This window comes from Pseudomonas sp. C11 (assembly GCF_034683865.1).
GTDB lineage: Bacteria > Pseudomonadota > Gammaproteobacteria > Pseudomonadales > Pseudomonadaceae > Aquipseudomonas.
This window is the reverse complement of the sequence record NZ_JAWIIP010000010.1, coordinates 156,470-175,047: the sequence shown is the minus strand read 5'-3', so window position 1 is coordinate 175,047 and position 18,578 is coordinate 156,470. Positions and strand designations below refer to the sequence as shown.

Here is an 18,578-nt window from a genome sequence, read left to right as displayed (position 1 = left end):
CCGGTGCCTGGCACTGGCTTTTCTCCAAGTTCGAGAACGGCAGCCCGTTGGGCTGCCGTTTTTTTTGCCCCGATTTTTGCCGTGGTGCGGCTGTTTAGCGAAGCAGGCCGAACTCGTCGGCGAGCTTGCGGTAGTCAGCCACCTGCTGATGCACGAAGGTTTCCAGTTCCGGGCCTGTCATGGCCAAAGGCAGCAGATCGAAGTGCTCGCGCTTGGCGTTGAAGCTTTCCTGGGTGAGCAGGGTTTCGAACTGCTTCTGCCACCACTGGAAGTCTTCGTCCTTGACCTCTGGGCCCATGTAGAAGCCGCGCACGATCGGCCAGACGACGTCGTAGCCCTGCTCCTTGGCGGTTGGAATCTGCGCCAGTTTGCCCGGCAGTCGCTCTTCGGCCAGGATCGCGAGGATGCGCACCTTGCCGGCCTCCAGTTGCGCCGTCGCTTCACCGAAGCCGCTGACGATGGCCTGGACATGGCCGCCGAGCAGCGCCGTCATGGGTTCGCCACCCCCTTCGAACGCCACGTAGCGCAGGTTCTCGGGGGCGACCTGGGCGCTGCGGGCGATCAGCGCCGCCTGCATCCAGTCCTGGCTGCCGACAGTGCCGCCGGCGCCGACGACCAGGCTGGTCGGGTCTTTTTTCAGTTGCTGGATCAGCGCATCGAAGCTTTGCAGAGGCGAGTCGCGCGGCACGATCACCGCGCCATAGTCGGTGCCGATGGCCGCCAGCCAGCGCACGTCGTTTTCGTCGTAGCGGCCAAACTTGCCCTGCGCCAGATTCAGCAGTGAGCCACTCGACCAGGCGGTGATCAGCCCTGCCTCCTTGGGGCGCTGCGCCACCACCGCGTTGTAGGCGACCGCGCCAATGCCGCCAGGCATGTAGGTGACACGCAGCGGTGCCTTGAGCAGGCCACCGTCCTTGAGGCCACTCTGGGCCAGTTTGCAGGTGATGTCGAAGCCGCCACCCGGCTTGGCCGGGGCGATGCATTCGGGGCGTTTCGGTTCGGCCAGCGCGAGGCTTGCGCCAAGCAGGCTCGAGGCCATCAGCGCGATGAGAGGGACACGGTTTTTCATCTGTTCTCCTGTGGAGTTTTATTGTGGTGCTGGCTGACCCGGCGATGCCGGGTCAGGACGACGAGCGGGGCGCGCAGTGCATCCCGCCAGTGTGAGGCCTCTCAGTCGTTGCCGAGCTTGAGCGTATCGGGCTGGCGCTTCTCGATCGCATGCTTGAGCAGCGCTGCGCTACGGAAGATGCCGTGGGCGAACTTGCCGTAGGGCATGGTGAGGAAGAACGCCAGCACCGTGCCGAGGTGGATGGCCAGCAGCACGGCCATCGCGCCGCTGTCGCGCCAGGCCAGCAAGGCTAGGCCGCTCAGGCTGATCAGCAACAGCAGCAGGATGAAGCCGCGATCCATCGGCGCCTGGGCACGGTCGCCCTGTTCCGGGGCGCGGCGATAGTTGAGCCAGAGCAGCCCAGCGGGGCCGATCAGCAGGCCGATACCGCCCAGGGTGCCGAGCAGCACCGGCAGGCTCAGCAGCGGGTAGGGCGCGTGCAGGCCGAGCAGGTAGTGATAGAGGGTGGCGACACTGGTGGATGCCAGGCACAGCATGAAGCCGTAGAAGGTGAAGTGGTGGAAGCGCCGGCGCCAGAGTGTGAAGCGGTCGCTGTCGTTGTTGCAGCCTTGGCCGTGGCCGCCGTCGAGGTACTTGAGCGTGAGCACCGCGCCAGAGGCTTCGGCGACAGCGGCGCCGCTGGCTAGCGCGCGCGCATCGGCTGGGCTGATCGCCCGCCAGAAGCGGGTAACGCCAACGGCCAGGGCGAGGATGGCGAAGCCAAAGGCAGCGCCGAACATCAGGGCCAGGGTGTTGTGCGGGAAGATCGCGTAGAAGTTGCCGGCCAGCGGCCCGGGAAACAACGTGCCCTTGACCAGCAGCGTCAGCAGCAGGAACAACGCCAGCGAGGCGGCCAGGGCCAGTGACAGGGTCAGGCCGTTGCGCTGGTAGAGCGTGCCGAGCTTGCCAGGCCAGGCGTACTCGACGTAGGTGTTCAGGCGTACCTTGGCCATGGCCTGCGGCACGTTCACGGCGAACTCATGCGGCGGAGCGTACTGGCAGGCATGCAGGCAGGCGCCGCAGTTGTGGCAGAGGTTGGCCAGGTAATGCACGTCGGCCTTGGCGAAATCCAGGCGACGGGTCATGGCGGGAAAGACCGCGCAGAACCCTTCGCAGTAACGACAGGCGTTGCAGATGTGCATCTGCCGGTCGACTTCGGCCTCGTGAACATTCAATAGAGGAATCAGGTTGGGCTGCGCCGCGCTCTTGCTTTGAGAGGCGATTTGTATGACTTCAGGCGATTGCACGGGACTCTCCAGCGCTTGTTGTAGTGGGGCCATGGCCGGCTGCCGCAGCGGCCTGGGTGCCGGCAATGCGGCCGAACGCGGTGCCGATGGACATGCCGACGCCTGCCGTGTAGCCCTTGCCGAGAACGTTGCCGGCCATCATTTCCCCGGCGACGAACAGGTTTACGCTGGGCTTGCCGGCGAAGCGCACGGCGGCGGTGTCGTCGGTCTTCAGGCCGAGGTAGGTGAAGGTCACCCCCGGCTTGAGCGGGTAGCCGTAGAAAGGTGGGGTATCGATGGGGCGCGCCCAGTGGGTCTTGGCCGGCGTCACGCCTTCGGTGTGGCAGCCGTCGAGGCGGGTATGGTCGAAGTCGTCGCCCACGCAGGCGTTGTTGTAGGCCTGCAGGGTCTTCACGAAAGCCTCCACCGGCAGGCCGAGTTTGCTGGCGAGTTCTTCCAGGCTGTTGGCCGTGGTGCCGGGGAACACCGGCGGCATGAAGCGGCCGATGGCTTTCTGGTCGATGATCGAGAAGCCGACCTGACGGGGCTGCTGGGCCACCAGCCGGCCCCAGATGGCGTAGCGCTTGGGCCAGAAATCCTCGCCTTCGTCGTAGAAGCGCTCGCCTTCGCAGTTGACCACCACGCCCAGCGACACGCAGTCGATGCGGGTGCAGATGCCGCCGTCGTAGAGCGGCGCGCGGGCGTCGATGGCGACCATGTGCGCCTGGGTCGGGTCGCCGATGGTCTCGGCGCCGGCATCGATCAGGCGGCGCAGCAGCACGCCATTGTTGAAGCGAGTGCCACGGATCAGGAAGTTGTCCGCCGGGTATTCGCCGCGTTCGTTGACGCCCCAGGCTTCGCGCAGCCATTCGCGGTTGGACTCGAAGCCGCCCGCCGACAGTACACAGGTGCGTGCTTCGATGCGCTCGGCCGGGTAGTGCTTGCCCTCGACTTCTCGTGCGGGAATATGCGCCGCGACGAAGCGGTCGCCATCCAGTTCGATGTCATCGACCGGCGCGTCGTAGCGGATCTGCACGCCCAGGCGCTCGGCGCTGCGGTAGTAGGCGTTGACCAGTGCCTTGCCGCCGCCCATGAAGAAGGCGTTGGTGCGCGCGACGTGCAGGGCGCCGGACAGCGGCGGCTGGAAGTGCACGCCATGGCTGCGCATCCAGTCGCGGCAGTTGGACGAGGCACGGATCACCAGGCGTGCCAGGTGCTCGTCGGTTTGCCCGCCGGTCACCTTGAGCAGGTCTTGCCAGAATTCTTCTTCGGGGTAGGCGTCGACCAGCACGTCCTGCGGGGCGTCGTGCATGCAGCGCAGGTTGCGGGTGTGCTGGGAGTTGCCGCCGCGCCAGGCACGCGGGGCGCCTTCGAGCAGCATGACGCTGGCGCCTGCTTCACGGGCCATCAGCGCTGCGCACAAGGCCGCATTGCCGCCGCCTATAACCAGAACATCGATCATCTCGTCTCCTCGTTGGCGGAGGAGCACGGCATGGCCGCTCCCCCGGAATGGAGGGGACTTTAAGAGGGGGTTAAGGGGCTCGAAAGGCCAGGAAATGCAGGGGGTGTTCAGTATTGCTAAACACCCAGGCGAGGTCAGGTGTCGTGTTCGTCCAGCAGATGAGCGCCTGGCCAGCGGCCATTGGCGACCAGCTCTCGGGTGATATCGAGGATGGCCACGCGTGCGGCCAGCGCTGCCGGGGACAATTCATCGTCAGGCAGCGACACCAGCAAGTTGCGCCGACCGGCGTGGGCATCGGCGATCTGCACCACCTTCAGGCCCTGTTCGCGGGCTCTGGCCGCCACGGCGCCCGGCTGGATGGTGGCGGCGTAGCCGGCCTTGACCGTGTCCATCAGTAGCGCCAGGCCGTCGACGTTCATCACCACGCAGGGTTCGCAGCGTGAATGGGCGAAGGCATTGTTGATGGTGCTGCGCAGACCGTGCTGGTCGCTGGGCAGCACCAGGGGCACCTGGGGCAGCTCGGCGAGTGTGACGCTATCACCTGGGGGGAGGCCCGGCAGGTTGGTGGGGGCGATGAGGAACAGCTTCTCGTCGAGCAACGGCCTGACACGGCAGCGCCTGCCTGGGTCGCTGTGAAAGAGGATGGCCAGATCCAGTTGGCGTGCCTGCAACTGGCTGCTCAGGTAGCCGGAGAGCATTTCCACCAGATGCAGCTGGATGTTTGGGTAGCGCTGGCGCATCGCCGCGATCAGCGGCAGGGCCAGCACCGAGGAGGTGCTGGGGGCGAAGCCCAGGCTTACGTAGCCGCTCATGCGCTCGCGCTGCGCGGCCTGGGCGGCGTTTTCCGCCTGGCGCAGGGTGAGCTGTGCATGGTGCTGGAAAGCGATGCCGGCAGGAGTGGGGGTAACGCCGGTGCTGCTGCGCGTCAGCAGGCGTGTGCTGAGCTCGCTTTCCAGCTTGCTGATCTGCTGGCTCAGCGCCGAGGTGCCCACACCCAGCTCCACAGCCGCACGGCCCAGGCTGCCGTGTTCGACCACCTTGAGGAAATAACGCAGTTGTCTGAGTTCCATCGCCTGTCCGTCATCGCTGGAGGAGTGCCGAGGATAGTGGCCTGGTTTGGGAAGAAAAGCGTTGGGTGTTCATCCAGAGCAAAAAAAGCCCGCACAAGGCGGGCTAAGCGTGGTTCTTGCACCAGAGCTTGAACAACGGCTCGGCGAGGAACATCACCAGGAACAGCCGCAGTACCTGCAGCGCGGTGACCAATGCCACCGAAAGTTGCAACGCTTCGGCGGTCAGGCACAGCTCGGTGATGCCGCCGGGCATCATGCCCAGCATCAGCGACAGGTGATCCTCGCCAGCCACCCAGCCGAGCACCTCACCCAGCAGGGCGGCGGCCAGCATGGCGAGCAGGGTGAACGCCAGGACGCGGGCGAGAAAGCCGGGTGCGCTGCGGAAGAAGGCGCGGTCGAAATGGCAGCCCAGGGCGCAGCCGATCAGCCACTGACCGAACTGACCCAGGCCAGCCGGCAGGCCCAGGTGCAGATCGAAACTGGCACTGGCCACCGCACTGGCGACCAGCGGCCCCAACATCCACGGGTTGGGTTGTTTGAGGCGGTTCCACAGTAGGGCGAGAACGCCACCGGCAGCCAGCAAGCCGGCGAGCCAGGCCCAATCCACCGGAGCACGTGCTGGCGCGGGAACGGCCGGCAGGCTCCAGGTAAACAGGGCAGGGATCAACAGCACCACCAGCAGCAGACGCATGCTGTGGGCCGCCGCGACGCGGGCGGGTTGGGCGTTGTGGCGCAGGGCCAGATTGACCATCTCGCTGGCGCCGCCAGGCATGCTGGCGAAGAACGCCGTCGCACGGTCGACGCCACTGCGCATCAGGATGGCAATGCCGATCAGGCCGAGCAGCAGGGTGCCGATGGCGCCGATGACGATGATGGGGAAGTGAGTGACGACCTGTTCCAGCACTTCGCTGGTGAAGTGCAGGCCGATACCGGTCGCCACCAGCCACTGGCCGGCCTTGCGCCCGCCTGGCAGTTCACGGAAGGGGCGGTTGGTTAGGCAGCGTATGGCGATTACCGCCAGTAACGAGCCGACCATCCACGGCAAAGGCCAGCCGGCGAGGCTGGCCAGGTAACCGCCGACCGCACCGGTCAGCGGTGTTACCCACAGGTCACGCGGCAGCGGCATCTGCCTGAGCCTTGAGCTGCTTGCGGCGACGCATCCAGCGGATACCCGGCAGGGCGAGCATCAGCGCGGTCAGGCCCCACAGCGCCAGGGTGATCGGGCTGCTCCAGAGGATGGACAGCTCGCCAGCGGAGATCGACAGGGCGCGGCGCAGGTTGTCTTCCATCATTTCACCCAGGACGAAGCCGAGGATCAGCGAGGAGAGCGGGAAGTCCAGCTTGCGCAGGATGTAGCCGAAGATGCCCAACAGCACCATCAGCACCAGGTCGAAGGTGGTGCTGTGCACGGCATAGACGCCCACCAGGCTGACGGCGGTGATGGCCGGCACCAGGATCCAGTTCGGCACGGCGAGCATGCGCGAGAACAGGCCAACCAGCGGAATGTTCATCACCAGCAGGATGATGTTGCCGATGAACAGCGAGGCGATCAGGCCCCACACCACGTCGGGCTGCTGTTCGAACAGCAGCGGGCCGGGGGTGATGTTGTACAGCGTCAGGGCGCCGATCATCACCGCGGTGGTGCCCGAACCCGGTACGCCGAGGGTCAGCATGGGGATCAGCGAACCGCACGCCGAGGCGTTGTTGGCGGCTTCCGGAGCGGCCAGGCCGCGCAGGTCACCTTCGCCGAAGCGGCCCTTGGTACCGGCCATGCGCTTCTCGGTCATGTAGGTCATGGCGCTGGCGATGGTGGCGCCGGCACCGGGCAGGGTGCCGATGACGAAACCAGCCAGGGCGCTGCGAATCATGGTCCAGAAGGTGAAGCAGAACTCCTTGAAGTTGAACAGCAGGCGACCGCTGGCCTTCACGGCCGCTTGGCCGGAGTGGGTGTTTTCCAGCATCAGGAGGATTTCGCTGACACTGAACAGGCCGATCACCACGATGACGAACTGGATGCCATCGGACAGGCTGACGCTGTCGAAGGTGAAGCGGTACACGCCAGTGGTCGAGTCCACGCCAACGGTGGCCAGAGCCAGGCCGATCAGCGCCGACATCAGGGTCTTGACCGGCTTGTCGCCGACCATGCCGCCGAGGCAGGCGATGGCGAAGATCATCAGCACGAAGTATTCGGCCGGACCGAAGGCCACTGCCCATTTCGCCAGCAGCGGGGCGAACAGCACCACACCGCAGGTGGCGATCATGCTACCGACGAAGGAACTGACCGCCGACAGCGACAGGGCGATGCCAGCCTTGCCCTGACGCGCCAGCGGGTAGCCGTCGAGGGTGGTCATGATGGCCGCGGCGTCGCCCGGCACGTTGAGCAGGATGGCGGAAATACGGCCACCGTATTCGCAGCCCAGGTACACGGCAGCAAGCAGGATCAGTGCGGTTTCCGGCGGCAGGCCGAGGGCGAAGGCCAGCGGCAGCAGCAGCGCCACGCCGTTGATCGGGCCGAGGCCCGGCAGCAGGCCGACCACGGTGCCGACGAAGGCGCCGAACAGCGCTACCAGCAGGTTCTGTGGCTGCGTGGCGACGCCAAAGCCCTGCATGAGGAAGTTAAGGGTTTCCATTTCAGCTCTCCACGAAGGCTTCAAGCAGGCCGAGCGGCAGGGGCACGTCCAGCAGCAGATCGAACAGTACGTACAGCAATACGCCCATCAGCACGGCGCTGATCAGGCAGGGAACAGGGCGACCGGTGAACAGCAGACCGAGCAGGAAGGTCGACAGGGCGGTGCTGAGCACGAAACCCAGGGGCTCGAAGGTCACGGCGTAAAGCAGCAGTGCCGCGATGCACAGCACGCTGCGCAGGGCGGTGGGAATATCCAGGCGCTGATCCATCATGCCGGGCTTGATCACCAGCCACAGGCTGCCAATGCCCATCAGGCCGAGCAGCAGCAGCGGGTAGGCGCGCGGGCCGACCGGGTCATAGGCGAAGGGAGCCTGGAAACCCCAGGCGACGACAGCGAGCCAGGCGCACAGCAGCAACCAGATCGCGGAGAACAGGCGGACGTACATGGAAATTTACCTCAAGGGCTGCGGCCGCCCGAAGGCGGCCGAGCACGGATTGCGCTGAGCGTTACTGGATCAGACCGAACTCGCCGGCCAGGGCCTTGTACTCCTGCACTTGCTTGTGCACGAAAGCGTCCAGTTCGGCACCGGTCAGCGACAGCGGGAACAGGTCACGCTGTTCGCGCAGGGTGGCGAAGTCGTCGCGGGCCAGCATCGTCTCGAACTGGCCTTTCCACCAGTTGAAGTCTGCGTCGGAGACTTCCGGGCCCATGTAGAAGCCACGGATCACCGGCCAGCTGATGTCGAAACCCTGCTCCTTGGCGGTGGGGATATCGGACAGCTTGCCCGGCAGGCGCTCGTCGGACAGCACGGCGAGGATGCGCACCTTGCCGGCGGCCAGTTGCGGGGTGACTTCGCCGAGACCGCTGGAGGTCACCTGGACGTGGTTGCCTAGCATGGCAGTCAGGGTCTCGCCACCGCCTTCGAAGGCCACGTAGCGCAGGTTCTTCGGATCGATACCGGCGGCGCGGGCGATCAGTGCGGTTTGCATCCAGTCCTGGCCGCCGATGGTGGCGCCGGCGCCGAATACCACGCTGCTCGGATCTTTCTTCAGCGCTTCGACCAGCTCGCTGAGGTTTTTCCACGGGGCATCGGCGCGTACGGTGATAGCACCGTAGTCGGTGCCGATGGCAGCCAGCCAGCGCACGGCGTTTTCGTCGTAGCGGCCGAACTTGCCTTGAGCCAGGTTGAGCAGCGAGCCCGAGGAGAACGCGGTGATGGTGCCCTGATCCTTGGCGCGCTGGGCGACCACGGCGTTATAGGCCACGGCGCCGACACCGCCCGGCATGTAGGTGACGCGCATCGGCGCCTTGAGCAGGCCGGTATCCTTCAGGCCGCTCTGGGCCAGCTTGCAGGTCAGGTCGAAGCCGCCACCGGGCTTGGCCGGGGCGATGCACTCGGGGCGCTTGGGCTCGGCGGCCAGCAGTTGGCCGGCGAAGGCCAGGCAGGCAGTCGCCAGGGCGGCGCGGGTCAGAACGGATTTCATTATTTCAGTCCTCGCAGGGCTTGTTGTTGTTTACCAGATCGGCAGGGTATAGCCGACGATGATGCGGTTCTCGTCCGCGTCGCGGGCGAAGTCGGAGTGGAAGCTGGCGTTGCGCACGCGCACGTAGAGGTCCTTGAGCGGGCCGTTCTGCACCACGTACTTGAACTCGATGTTGCGTTCCCATTCGCCGCCATGGTCGTCGCTGCCGGCGACCTCTGCGTCATCACCGCGGATGTAGCGGGTCATGAAGGTCAGACCGGGCACGCCGACGCTGGCGAAGTTGTAGTCGTAACGGGCCTGCCAGGAGCGCTCGTTGGCGTTGGCGAAGTCGTTGATCTGGACGAAGTTGACCAGGAACGGATCGCTGCCATCGATGTAGGCGAAACCGGTATCGCCGCTCATGTCCTGGAAGCCCAGGCCGAACTTGTGGCTGCCCAGGCCGTAGCTGAGCATGGCGTTGAAGGCCTGGTTGTCGACCTTGCCGGCATTGGCGGCGCCGCTGTCACGGCTGACGATATAACGCACGTCGCTGCTCAGGGTGCCGGCACCCAGCTTGTGGCTGGTGAGCAGGCCGAAGAAATGCTGGCGATAGATGTCGTCGAGGTCGGCGAAGTAGTAGCGGCCGGTGACGCCCTTGGCGAACTGGTAGTCCAGGCCGGCCAGGTCGAGATGGTCGGCTTCGATGTCGCCAGCGAAGCGGCTGTTCTTGCTGTTGAGCAGCATCTTCTCGGAGTTGGTCGAGGCGCGGTCGATCACCTTGTCCAGGCGACCACCGGTGAAGGTCAGGCCTTCGAGCTCGGAGGAGGTCAGCAGGCCGCCTTCGAATACCTGAGGCAACAGGCGGCTGTCGCTGGCCTTGACCACCGGCAGTTCCGGCACGTGCGAGCCATAACGCAATTCGGTGGAGGAGATTTTGACCTTGGCGGTCGCGCTCACGCGACCGAACTGGTCGGGTGTGCCGCCATCGTCCTGCACGGGCAGCAGGTCGGTGCCGGTGCGGCCTTTGCCCGAGTCTAGCTTGATGCCCAGCAGGCCCATGGCATCCAGACCGAAGCCGACGGTGCCTTCGGTGTAGCCGGACTTCATGTCGAGCCACAGACCCTGACCCCATTCCTCGCGCTTGTTCTTGCCGTCGAATTGGCGGAAATCGCGGTTGAGGTAGATGTTGGTGGCAGTGAGGCTGGCGCTGCTGTCTTCGATGAAGGCGGCGTTGGCGACTGGGGAGGCGGCGGCGATGGCCAGGCAAAGCAGGCGTACAGGCGGCAGGGCCTGACGATAGGCATGCAACATTGTGTGGTGTCTCCGGTTCTTGTTCTTGTTGCGTGTTCGCACCACTGCGATCACGCTCAGGCAGGTGGTTCGAGCCACCTTCTGGCGATGCTAGGCAGGCAAGCTTTCAACAGGCTTTCAGTGCTGAAAGTTTTTCAGCTTGTTTCTCGCTCTGGCATTTCGGCGATTCACAGCGCCTCGCCTGGCGCTAAACTGCGCGCCTTGATCGAGCGAGTGGTGGGAGTGATAGCGTGCGGATTCTGCTGGTCGAAGACCATCCGCAGTTGGCGGAAAGCGTGGCCCAGGCGCTCAAGGGTGCCGGTTGGACGGTGGATTTGCTGCATGACGGCGTGGCGGCCGACCTGGCCCTGGCCAGCGAGGATTATGCCCTGGCGATTCTCGACATCGGCTTGCCCCGTCTGGATGGCTTTGCCGTGCTGGCGCGCGCGCGCGACCGTGGCCAGACCCTGCCGGTGCTGATGCTGACAGCGCGTGGCGAGGTCAAGGATCGGGTGCATGGCCTCAATCTGGGCGCCGATGATTACCTGGCCAAGCCGTTCGAGTTGTCCGAGCTGGAGGCGCGGGTCAAGGCGCTGTTACGGCGTAGCGTGCTCGGTGGCGAGCAGGTGCAGCGCTGCGGCACGTTGGTCTATGACCTGGGCGCACGCCGCTTCAACCTGGACGGTGAGGCGCTGACCTTGACCGCTCGTGAGCAGGCCGTGCTGGAAGCCATGATTGCCCGTCCCGGGCGGGTGATGAGCAAGGAGCAACTGGCCGCTCAGGTGTTCGGCCTGGACGAGGAAGCCAGCTCGGACGCCATCGAAATCTACGTACACCGCCTGCGCAAGAAACTCGAAGGGCGCGCGGTGCGTATCGTCACGTTCCGCGGCCTGGGGTATCTCCTGGAGGCCGTCGAGTCATGAGGCTGGGCGGCAGTCTGCGTGGCCGTCTGCTGCGTCGTCTGGCCATTCTGCTCGGGGCGATCCTGCTACTCAGCAGCCTCAGTGCCTACTGGAGTGCTCGGCGGGCGGCCGATACGGCGTACGACCGTACCCTGTTGGCTTCGGCACGTGCGGTGGCCGATGGGTTGTACACGCAAGAGGGGCAGCTCAAGGCCAATGTGCCCTACGTCGCCCTCGATACCTTCGCTTATGACAGTGCCGGGCGTATCTATTACCAGGTGTTCGACCTCGACGGGCAGTTGATCTCAGGGTACGAAGGTGTGCCTGCGCCGCCTGCGGGAACGCCTCGAACCAACGACTATCCTGCGCTGGCGCATTTCTACGACGCCACGTATCGCGGTCAGGGCGTGCGGGTAGTGAGCCTGCTGCAACCGGTCAGCGAACCACAGGTCAATGGCATCGCCGAGATCCGTGTGGCCGAAACCCAGGGTGCGCGTGAGCGCATGGCGCGGGAGTTGCTGGTGGGCACCCTGTGGCGCATGGGGCTGCTGTCGATCAGTGCGCTGTTGCTGGTATGGGTGGCGGTGAACCTGGCGCTGCGCCCGCTGGAAACCTTGCGACGCGCCGTGGCCTTGCGTGCCAGTGATGATCTGCGGCCGCTGCCGGAGGCCGGTTTGCCGCGCGAGGTGTTGCCGTTGGTGGATGCGTTGAATCAGTTCAACGAGCGCCTGCATGGCCTGTTCGAGCGGCAATCGCTGTTCATTGCCGACGCCGCGCATGAGCTGCGCACGCCGCTGGCCGCGCTGAAGGCCCGCATCGCCCTGGGGTTACGGGCCGAGGCGCCTGAGGAATGGCGTTCTACGCTGGAGCAGGTGGCGCTGCAGAGCGATCGTCTGACCGCGTTGGCCAACCAGTTGCTCTCGCTGGCGCGTATCGAAAGCGGTGGGCGGGCGATCTCCGAGGGTGGGGCGCAGCGGATCGACCTGAGCCAGCTCACCCGCGAACTGGCCATGGCCATGGCACCGCTTGCGCATGCGCGGGGCGTGGCGCTGGCCCTGGAGGCCGAGCAGCCGGTGTGGATCGATGGCGAGCCAACCTTGCTCAACGAACTGCTCAGCAATCTGGTGGATAACGCCCTGGCGCACACGCCGCAGGAGGGCAACCTGATCCTGCGGGTCTTCGCGCCTGCGGTGCTGGAGGTCGAGGATGACGGTCCGGGTATCCCGCCCGAAGAGCACGACAAGGTGTTCGAGCGCTTCTACCGGCGTGGTCATCAGGGCAGTGGTGCCGGCTTGGGCCTGGCCATTGTCGGGGAAATCTGCCGCGCCCACCGCGCGCAGATCAGCCTGCATCAAGGGAGCGCGAAAGGATTGCGAGTGCGGGTCGAATTTCCCGTTTCAGGGGCCGAGGCTTAGCGGTTGGTGGATCTCCAGCAGGTAGCGGGAAATCTTGCCGCTGCTGCGCATCTGGGCCAGGCCATGATTGAAGCGCGCCATGCGCTCGGCATTGCCAGGTACCTCGCGTGACAGCAGCAGGTGCAGGCTGTCGCTGCGCAGTGGTAGCGGGTGGAAGCTCAGGCGCTGGCGCTCGGCGCTGCTGAAATGCTGATAGAGCAGGTCGAAGGCGACCACCTTGTCCAGCGGAAACAGGTCGATGCGTCCGGCCAGCAATTGCCGCAATCCTTGCTCGTCACTGTTGAGGTAGGTGATCTGCAACTCGCCAGTCGCCTCGGCCCTGCGCAACGTCTCGCCGTAGTCATAGCCGCGTGTAGCGGCCAGGCGAAAGCCGCGCAGATCAGCGGCGGTTTGCCAGTCGAACGCGCGCCCCTTGAGGTGGAACAGGTAGTAGGTGGTTTCGATCACCGGATCGCTGACATAGAAGCGCTCTTCGCGCTCTCGGCTGGGTAGCCAGACGGCGCTGCCATCGCGTTGACCATCGGCAGCCATCTTCAGTGAACGCGCCCAGGGGTGGAATTCCCACTGCACATCGATACCTTCGAGGGCGAAGGCCTCGGCGACGATGCGCGAGGCGACTCCGTTATAGGGCAGGTCGGCGCCCAGGTAGGGCGGCCATTCGCCATTGGTCAGGCGTACCGTATCGGCGGCCTGGGCGTTGCCCAGCAGGAGCAGAAGCAGAAGAAGGGCACGGTGCATGGCGCTACATCCCTGTGCGAGTCACTGGAGTGTAGTGGCGCGATGCCATCCTTGGCGAGTGCCGTTATTGCAGCATGCTGGTGGCGGCTTCCATGGCTGCAGAGAGGTCTTCATCGGCCTGCATGTCGACGTCGGGGTCGAGGCCAAGTTTGGCGAAGGCAGGGATCTGGCTCCAGTCCAGCTGGGTGTAAGGGTGCTCGCTGCCCAGGTAGCTCTGCAGCGTCGCTACCTGGACGATGTCGACGTAATCGACCTTGGCCGAGTCGCGGCTGAAGTTCAGGTATTGGCTGGGCACCATTGCGATGGGCTCGGGGAACTCCCAGGTACGCAGGATCTTGTCACCGATGATCGGGTGAATCTGCTCGATCACATGGTTGAGGCTGATGGAGTCGGCCAGCAGTTCGTTGTGTTCCTCGGCATAGGTGAGGATCGGCAGCACGCCGATCTGGTGCACCAGGCCGGCGAGGGTCGCCTGGTCGGGCATCAGGCGGGTGTAGTGACGGCAGAGAACGTGGCAGATACCGGCAATTTCGGTGCTCTTGTTCCACACTTCGCGCATCTTGCGGTCGACCACGTCGCTGGTGGCCTGGAACATCTGCTCCATCGCCAGGCCGGTGGCCAGGTTGCAGGTGTAGTTGATGCCCAGGCGACTGACCGCCATCTGCAGGTCGGTGATTTCCTTGTTGCTGCGCAGCAGTGGGCTGTTGACCACCTTGATGATGCGGGCGGTGAGCGCGGCATCGTTACCGATGACCTTGCTGATCTGCGGAATGCCCACGTCGGGATCTTCCGCGGCCTCGCGAACCTTAAGCGCCACCTCGGGCAGGGTGGGCAGCACCAGTTCATCGTTCTCGATGGCGTGGATCAGTTCCTGTTGCACTCTTTCAGCGAGTTTGCTCATGCGTTGGCTCTCTTTGGCGTTGCCGGACGAGGCCCGGCAAGTGTAGTCAGCGCTGGATTTCCTGATCGGCATCCAACTGATAGGGCAGGTCGAGTAGGGTCAGGCTCGGGCCGTCGAGGCTGGCGAGGTGGATGCGGCCGTCGTTGACGGCGTCCTCCTGCAGCACGGCAAGCAGCTCCACTGCGGTGGGCGTGCGCGCGGCCAACACGACTTCGCCGACGCTCGAACCGTGTACCGGCGAGAAGAGCTCGCAGCCGACGGCAGGTGTTTCTTCCGTTGTCAGGGTGAGGCGGTAGAGGCGGCGCTTGAGTTTGCCCAGATACTGCATGCGCGCGACGATTTCCTGGCCGGTGTAGCAGCCTTTCTTGAAGCTCACGCCACCAAGGGCCTGCAAGTTGATCATCTGTGGGATGAACAGCTCGCGGGTGGCGCCGAACACCTGGCCGATACCGGCACGAATCTGGTCGAGCAACCATTGGTTCAGCTCGGCCTGGGGCAGTTGTGCGCTCAGCTTGTTCTGCAGGGCGGCGGCTTCGCTGGCAGGTGCCCATAGCTCGGCGCGACCATCGACCAGGCGCACCGCCAGCAGGTTGGCGCTGCTGGCAACGCTGTCGGCGGCGCTGCCCAGGTCGAGGCCGAGGTCACTCAGGACGGCATCTGCGCCCGACAGGCCGAAGCGTATCCAGGCGCCGGTTTCGTCGCTGAGCTTGGATTTGGAGAAGACGGCGTACTTCTGCAGTTCGGCCAGCTGGGTTTCCAGCAGTTCGCGGGCCATGGCCAGCAGGTAGCCACCGTCCACCGGGACGATGCGGAAGCTCGACAGCATGCGGCCTTTCGGCGTACAGCGGGCGCCGAGGCTGGATTGGCTGAGGGACAGGTAATTGAGGTTGCAGGTCACTTGGCCCTGCAGGAACTTGGCAGCGTCCGCGCCACGCACTGCCAGCAGGCCTTCGTGGTCGAGGAGGGTGAAATACGCGCTATCGGCCATGGTGCAAATCGAATCGCAGGAGGAAAGTCAGGGGCACCATCATAGAGGGCGTGGTAGGGCCTTGTCAGCGCAATTGCACTGCCTCTCCGTGAACAGCGAAGCAATTCGCCGTTATACTGCCCGCCTCGTTCGAGGAGTTCGTTGCATGGTTGAGCAAACTGAGTTGAATCGCCTGTTCTGGCACAGTCGTCGCGGCATGCTGGAGCTGGATGTGTTGCTGGTTCCGTTCGTGCAGGAGGTGTACGCCACGCTGGATGCCGAGGATCAGGCGCGCTACCGCAAGCTGCTGGAGTGCGAGGATCAGGACATGTTCGGCTGGTTCATGCAGCGCGGCGAGCCGGAAGATGCCGATCTGCGGCGCATGGTGCGCATGATCCTGGATCGTGTCCAACCCAAGTGACACCTTCGAGTGCCGTTGGCAGCCCTCCCGCGCGCTGCTGAGGCTCTACCTGACCGTCCTGGCGCTGGCCATGCTGGCGCCCTGGCTGGCGGCAATTCCCCTCTGGTGCAAACTGCTGGCATGCGTGGCTTGCCTGGCGCATGCCGCCTGGTTTTTGCCGCGTCAGATCCTGTTGTCATCTCCCGATGCCGTTCGCGCGCTGCGCCGCGATGTCGATGGCTGGCATCTGTGGAGCGCTGCGCACGGTTGGCAAGCCGTGCAATTGCGCCCGGACAGCCTGGCTCTGCCGTGGCTGGTGGTGCTGCGCTTTCGCCTGCCAGGCCAACGCTTCACGCGTGGCCTGTGCATTCCTTATGACGCCATGCCGCGCGAGTGGCATCGGCGGTTGCGCTTGCGCCTGAAGTTCAGTCGCAGGCGCTGGGCGCCGCCGCAAGTGGCGGAGTGAGGATGGTGTCGCGTGCTTCGGGCAGCAGTTCGGGGTAGTCCAGGGTGTAGTGCAGTCCCCGAGATTCCTTGCGCTCCATGGCCGAGTTGATCATCAGTTCGGCGACCTGGGCCAGGTTGCGCAGCTCGATCAGATCGCGACTGACCTTGTAGTTGCTATAGAACTCGTCGATTTCGTCCAGCAGCAGGCGCACGCGGTGCTGGGCGCGTTGCAGGCGCTTGTTGGTGCGCACAATGCCGACGTAGTCCCACATGAAGCGGCGCAGCTCATCCCAGTTGTGGGCGATGATCACGTCTTCGTCGGAGTCGGTGACCTGGCTGGCGTCCCAGCAGGGAAGGTCACTCGGCATGCTCACGCTGCCCAACTGGCTGGCAATGTCGGCACAGGCGGAGCGGGCGTAGACGAAACACTCCAGCAGCGAGTTGCTGGCCATGCGATTGGCGCCATGCAGGCCGGTGAAGCTGGTTTCGCCGATGGCGTACAGGCCGCTGACATCGGTGCGGCCATGCTGGTCGACCACTACGCCGCCGCAGGTGTAGTGCGCCGCCGGTACGACCGGGATGGCCTGGCGGGTGATGTCGATGCCGAAGCTCAGGCAGCGTTCATAAACAGTGGGGAAATGACTTTTGATGAACTCGGCGGGTTTGTGGCTGATGTCGAGGTAGACGCAGTCGACACCCAGGCGCTTCATCTCGTGGTCGATGGCGCGAGCGACGATGTCACGCGGCGCCAGTTCGGCGCGTGGGTCGAAACGCGGCATGAAGCGTTCACCATTGGGCAGCTTGAGCAGTCCGCCCTCTCCGCGTACGGCTTCGGTGACCAGGAAGCTCTTGGCCTGGGGGTGGTACAGGCAGGTCGGGTGGAACTGGTTGAACTCCAGATTGCCCACCCGGCAGCCGGCGCGCCAGGCCATGGCGATACCATCGCCGCAGGCACCGTCCGGGTTGCTGGTATAGAGGTAGACCTTGGCCGCGCCGCCGGTGGCGAGGATGACGAAACGGGCGCCGAAGGTGTCGACTTCGCCGTGTGAGCGATCCAGCACGTAAGCGCCCAGGCAGCGGTCGCCGGGAAGTCCCAGCTTGCGCTCGGTGATCAGGTCGACTGCCACGTGTTGCTCCAGCAGTTCGATGTTGGGGCGTCGCCGTGCCTGCTCCAGCAGCGTATTGAAGATGGCGGCGCCGGTGGCGTCGGCGGCGTGAATGATGCGCCTGTGGCTGTGTCCACCTTCGCGTGTCAGGTGAAATTCGAATCCACCGTCTTCGCGTGCGGTTTCATCCTCGCGGGTGAAGGGAACGCCCTGATCGATCAGCCACTGGATCGCCTCGCGGCTGTGTTCGACGGTGAAGCGTACGGCATCCTCGCGGCACAGGCCGGCGCCGGCATCGAGGGTGTCGGCCACGTGCGACTCGACCGTGTCGGTATCATCCAGCACGGCGGCGACTCCGCCTTGTGCCCAGTAGGTCGAGCCATTGGCCAAGGGGCCTTTGCTCAGCACTGCGATGCGTAATTCGGCAGGCAGGGTGAGGGCGAGCGTGAGGCCGGCTGCACCGCTGCCGATGATCAGAACGTCGTGCTGGAAGTGTTGGCTCATGGAGGAATTCCGCGTGAAAGCGAGGCCTAGTATATAGAGAGGGCCATCGGCACAATAGCCAGCTTATGACCGACCGCAGTGCTCGGGAACTTTCTTAGTCATTAAGGTTCCAAACCGGGTCGCCCATATGAACAGAGCGCGCTGTCGCGTGCCGGCCTTCCAAGCGTTGCAAGAAGGCGGAAATGAGCGGCGATAAGATTATTTGCGTAAGCGGAAAAGTTCCGTTTGCGTCATTCCCAGCAGAGAAAAACAGACTCTGCGGGAAGCTTGCTTGGAGGGGAGAACTTTTGCGTAAGGTCCGAGTCTATCTTGGCAAGCTGATTGGCTTGCGGGTACAAGCCCCCTCCAGGCTTCACGAGGAGAGTGCATGCTAACCCAGGAAGATGATCAGCAGCTGGTCGAACGAGTGCAGCGCGGTGACAAGCGTGCCTTCGATCTGTTGGTGCTGAAGTATCAGCACAAGATCCTCGGCTTGATCGTGCGCTTCGTGCACGACACTCACGAGGCGCAGGACGTTGCCCAGGAAGCCTTCGTCAAGGCATATCGGGCGCTTGGAAACTTTCGCGGTGACAGCGCGTTCTATACATGGCTGTACCGCATCGCCATAAACACGGCGAAGAACTATCTGGTGTCCCGCGGTCGGCGGCCGCCGGATAGCGATGTAAGCAGTGATGACGCGGAATTCTACGACGGCGATCACGCCCTCAAGGATATCGAGTCACCAGAGCGAGCCATGCTGCGCGATGAAATCGAAGCCACCGTGCATCGAACCATCGCCCAGCTACCGGATGATTTGCGTACGGCGTTGACCTTGCGTGAATTCGAGGGTCTGAGTTATGAGGACATTGCCAGCGTCATGCAGTGTCCTGTCGGTACCGTACGTTCGCGGATCTTCCGTGCACGTGAGGCCATTGATAAGTCCCTGCAACCCCTGTTGCAGGAAGCTTGA

General features: G+C 64.5%; 18 protein-coding genes. 5 read left to right on the top strand and 13 right to left on the bottom strand.

The window, feature by feature from the left end; all coding sequences use genetic code 11:
- Positions 1-94 precede the first annotated feature (94 nt).
- The 9 genes from VC352_RS17380 to VC352_RS17340 form a co-directional block, all read right to left on the bottom strand.
- Positions 95-1,069 (bottom strand): tripartite tricarboxylate transporter substrate binding protein, encoded by a 975-nt coding sequence (locus VC352_RS17380; RefSeq protein ID WP_322980779.1) that lies wholly within the window; start codon positions 1,067-1,069, stop codon positions 95-97.
- Positions 1,070-1,170: 101 nt separating this feature from the next.
- A complete protein-coding gene (gene tcuB, locus VC352_RS17375) occupies positions 1,171-2,331 on the bottom strand; it encodes a tricarballylate utilization 4Fe-4S protein TcuB (RefSeq protein ID WP_416340203.1) in 1,161 nt (386 codons plus the stop codon).
- Positions 2,332-2,341: 10 nt separating this feature from the next.
- Positions 2,342-3,796 carry an FAD-dependent tricarballylate dehydrogenase TcuA gene (gene tcuA / locus VC352_RS17370; protein ID WP_322980777.1) on the bottom strand — a complete coding sequence of 485 codons (1,455 nt, stop codon included), beginning with the start codon at positions 3,794-3,796 and terminating at the stop codon, positions 2,342-2,344.
- 134 nt (positions 3,797-3,930) lie between these two features.
- Positions 3,931-4,866 (bottom strand): LysR family transcriptional regulator, encoded by a 936-nt coding sequence (locus VC352_RS17365; RefSeq protein ID WP_322980776.1) that lies wholly within the window; start codon positions 4,864-4,866, stop codon positions 3,931-3,933.
- A 103-nt stretch (positions 4,867-4,969) separates the two neighbouring features.
- The gene (locus VC352_RS17360) at positions 4,970-5,992 is read right to left on the bottom strand and encodes an AbrB family transcriptional regulator (RefSeq protein ID WP_322980775.1); all 1,023 of its coding nucleotides are present in this window, start codon (positions 5,990-5,992) and stop codon (positions 4,970-4,972) included.
- Positions 5,976-7,496 carry a tripartite tricarboxylate transporter permease gene (locus VC352_RS17355; protein ID WP_322980774.1) on the bottom strand — a complete coding sequence of 507 codons (1,521 nt, stop codon included), beginning with the start codon at positions 7,494-7,496 and terminating at the stop codon, positions 5,976-5,978. Before VC352_RS17355 ends, VC352_RS17360 begins: the two co-directional genes overlap by 17 nt.
- A gap of 1 nt (position 7,497) precedes the next feature.
- Entirely contained in the window at positions 7,498-7,941 is a 444-nt protein-coding gene (locus VC352_RS17350; RefSeq protein ID WP_322980773.1) for a tripartite tricarboxylate transporter TctB family protein, read from the bottom strand.
- A 61-nt stretch (positions 7,942-8,002) separates the two neighbouring features.
- Positions 8,003-8,980, bottom strand: coding sequence for a tripartite tricarboxylate transporter substrate binding protein (locus VC352_RS17345; RefSeq protein ID WP_322980772.1), 978 nt, complete (start codon positions 8,978-8,980; stop codon positions 8,003-8,005).
- A gap of 30 nt (positions 8,981-9,010) precedes the next feature.
- Positions 9,011-10,270 carry an OprD family porin gene (locus VC352_RS17340; protein ID WP_322980771.1) on the bottom strand — a complete coding sequence of 420 codons (1,260 nt, stop codon included), beginning with the start codon at positions 10,268-10,270 and terminating at the stop codon, positions 9,011-9,013.
- 230 nt (positions 10,271-10,500) lie between these two features.
- Between VC352_RS17340 and VC352_RS17335 the strand changes: the two genes are divergently transcribed.
- Positions 10,501-11,172, top strand: a complete 672-nt coding sequence (locus VC352_RS17335; RefSeq protein WP_322980770.1) for a response regulator — start codon at positions 10,501-10,503, stop codon at positions 11,170-11,172.
- Positions 11,169-12,566, top strand: a complete 1,398-nt coding sequence (locus VC352_RS17330; protein ID WP_322980769.1) for a sensor histidine kinase — start codon at positions 11,169-11,171, stop codon at positions 12,564-12,566. Before VC352_RS17335 ends, VC352_RS17330 begins: the two co-directional genes overlap by 4 nt.
- Here VC352_RS17330 and VC352_RS17325 read toward each other — a convergent pair.
- The 3 genes from VC352_RS17325 to VC352_RS17315 all read right to left on the bottom strand — a co-directional run bounded on the left by VC352_RS17325 (position 12,549) and on the right by VC352_RS17315 (position 15,193).
- Positions 12,549-13,304, bottom strand: a complete 756-nt coding sequence (locus VC352_RS17325) for a transporter substrate-binding domain-containing protein (RefSeq protein WP_322980768.1) — start codon at positions 13,302-13,304, stop codon at positions 12,549-12,551. The genes VC352_RS17330 and VC352_RS17325 overlap by 18 nt on opposite strands.
- Positions 13,305-13,368: 64 nt before the next feature.
- Entirely contained in the window at positions 13,369-14,205 is an 837-nt protein-coding gene (locus VC352_RS17320) for an HDOD domain-containing protein (protein WP_322980767.1), read from the bottom strand.
- Positions 14,206-14,251: 46 nt separating this feature from the next.
- Positions 14,252-15,193, bottom strand: a complete 942-nt coding sequence (locus VC352_RS17315) for a folate-binding protein YgfZ (protein ID WP_322980766.1) — start codon at positions 15,191-15,193, stop codon at positions 14,252-14,254.
- Positions 15,194-15,338: 145 nt separating this feature from the next.
- Between VC352_RS17315 and VC352_RS17310 the strand changes: the two genes are divergently transcribed.
- Together VC352_RS17310 and VC352_RS17305 are read left to right on the top strand one after the other, a co-directional pair.
- Positions 15,339-15,593: a succinate dehydrogenase assembly factor 2 gene (locus VC352_RS17310; RefSeq protein ID WP_322980765.1), complete on the top strand. Its 255-nt coding sequence runs from the start codon at positions 15,339-15,341 to the stop codon at positions 15,591-15,593.
- Positions 15,577-16,038 carry a protein YgfX gene (locus tag VC352_RS17305; protein ID WP_322980764.1) on the top strand — a complete coding sequence of 154 codons (462 nt, stop codon included), beginning with the start codon at positions 15,577-15,579 and terminating at the stop codon, positions 16,036-16,038. The genes VC352_RS17310 and VC352_RS17305 overlap by 17 nt, the downstream gene beginning before the upstream one ends.
- On the opposite strand, the gene nadB is transcribed toward VC352_RS17305, so the two are convergent.
- Positions 15,998-17,629, bottom strand: a complete 1,632-nt coding sequence (gene nadB, locus VC352_RS17300) for an L-aspartate oxidase (RefSeq protein WP_322980763.1) — start codon at positions 17,627-17,629, stop codon at positions 15,998-16,000. The two genes, VC352_RS17305 and nadB, sit on opposite strands and share 41 nt — an antisense overlap.
- 367 nt (positions 17,630-17,996) lie before the next feature.
- Between nadB and rpoE the strand changes: the two genes are divergently transcribed.
- Entirely contained in the window at positions 17,997-18,578 is a 582-nt protein-coding gene (gene rpoE, locus VC352_RS17295; RefSeq protein ID WP_268183036.1) for an RNA polymerase sigma factor RpoE, read from the top strand.

Excerpts from the sequence above, each read along its gene's own strand:
- VC352_RS17365 (WP_322980776.1), bottom strand. The coding sequence starts at position 4,866 with ATGGAACTCAGACAACTGCGTTATTTCCTCAAGGTGGTCGAACACGGC.
- VC352_RS17380 (WP_322980779.1), bottom strand. The coding sequence starts at position 1,069 with ATGAAAAACCGTGTCCCTCTCATCGCGCTGATGGCCTCGAGCCTGCTT.
- VC352_RS17355 (WP_322980774.1), bottom strand. The coding sequence starts at position 7,496 with ATGGAAACCCTTAACTTCCTCATGCAGGGCTTTGGCGTCGCCACGCAG.
- nadB (WP_322980763.1), bottom strand. The coding sequence starts at position 17,629 with ATGAGCCAACACTTCCAGCACGACGTTCTGATCATCGGCAGCGGTGCA.
- VC352_RS17350 (WP_322980773.1), bottom strand. The coding sequence starts at position 7,941 with ATGTACGTCCGCCTGTTCTCCGCGATCTGGTTGCTGCTGTGCGCCTGG.
- rpoE (WP_268183036.1), top strand. The coding sequence starts at position 17,997 with ATGCTAACCCAGGAAGATGATCAGCAGCTGGTCGAACGAGTGCAGCGC.
- VC352_RS17330 (WP_322980769.1), top strand. The coding sequence starts at position 11,169 with ATGAGGCTGGGCGGCAGTCTGCGTGGCCGTCTGCTGCGTCGTCTGGCC.
- VC352_RS17345 (WP_322980772.1), bottom strand. The coding sequence starts at position 8,980 with ATGAAATCCGTTCTGACCCGCGCCGCCCTGGCGACTGCCTGCCTGGCC.
- VC352_RS17340 (WP_322980771.1), bottom strand. The coding sequence starts at position 10,270 with ATGTTGCATGCCTATCGTCAGGCCCTGCCGCCTGTACGCCTGCTTTGC.
- VC352_RS17360 (WP_322980775.1), bottom strand. The coding sequence starts at position 5,992 with ATGCCGCTGCCGCGTGACCTGTGGGTAACACCGCTGACCGGTGCGGTC.
- VC352_RS17320 (WP_322980767.1), bottom strand. The coding sequence starts at position 14,205 with ATGAGCAAACTCGCTGAAAGAGTGCAACAGGAACTGATCCACGCCATC.
- VC352_RS17315 (WP_322980766.1), bottom strand. The coding sequence starts at position 15,193 with ATGGCCGATAGCGCGTATTTCACCCTCCTCGACCACGAAGGCCTGCTG.
- tcuA (WP_322980777.1), bottom strand. The coding sequence starts at position 3,796 with ATGATCGATGTTCTGGTTATAGGCGGCGGCAATGCGGCCTTGTGCGCA.
- VC352_RS17310 (WP_322980765.1), top strand. The coding sequence starts at position 15,339 with ATGGTTGAGCAAACTGAGTTGAATCGCCTGTTCTGGCACAGTCGTCGC.
- VC352_RS17325 (WP_322980768.1), bottom strand. The coding sequence starts at position 13,304 with ATGCACCGTGCCCTTCTTCTGCTTCTGCTCCTGCTGGGCAACGCCCAG.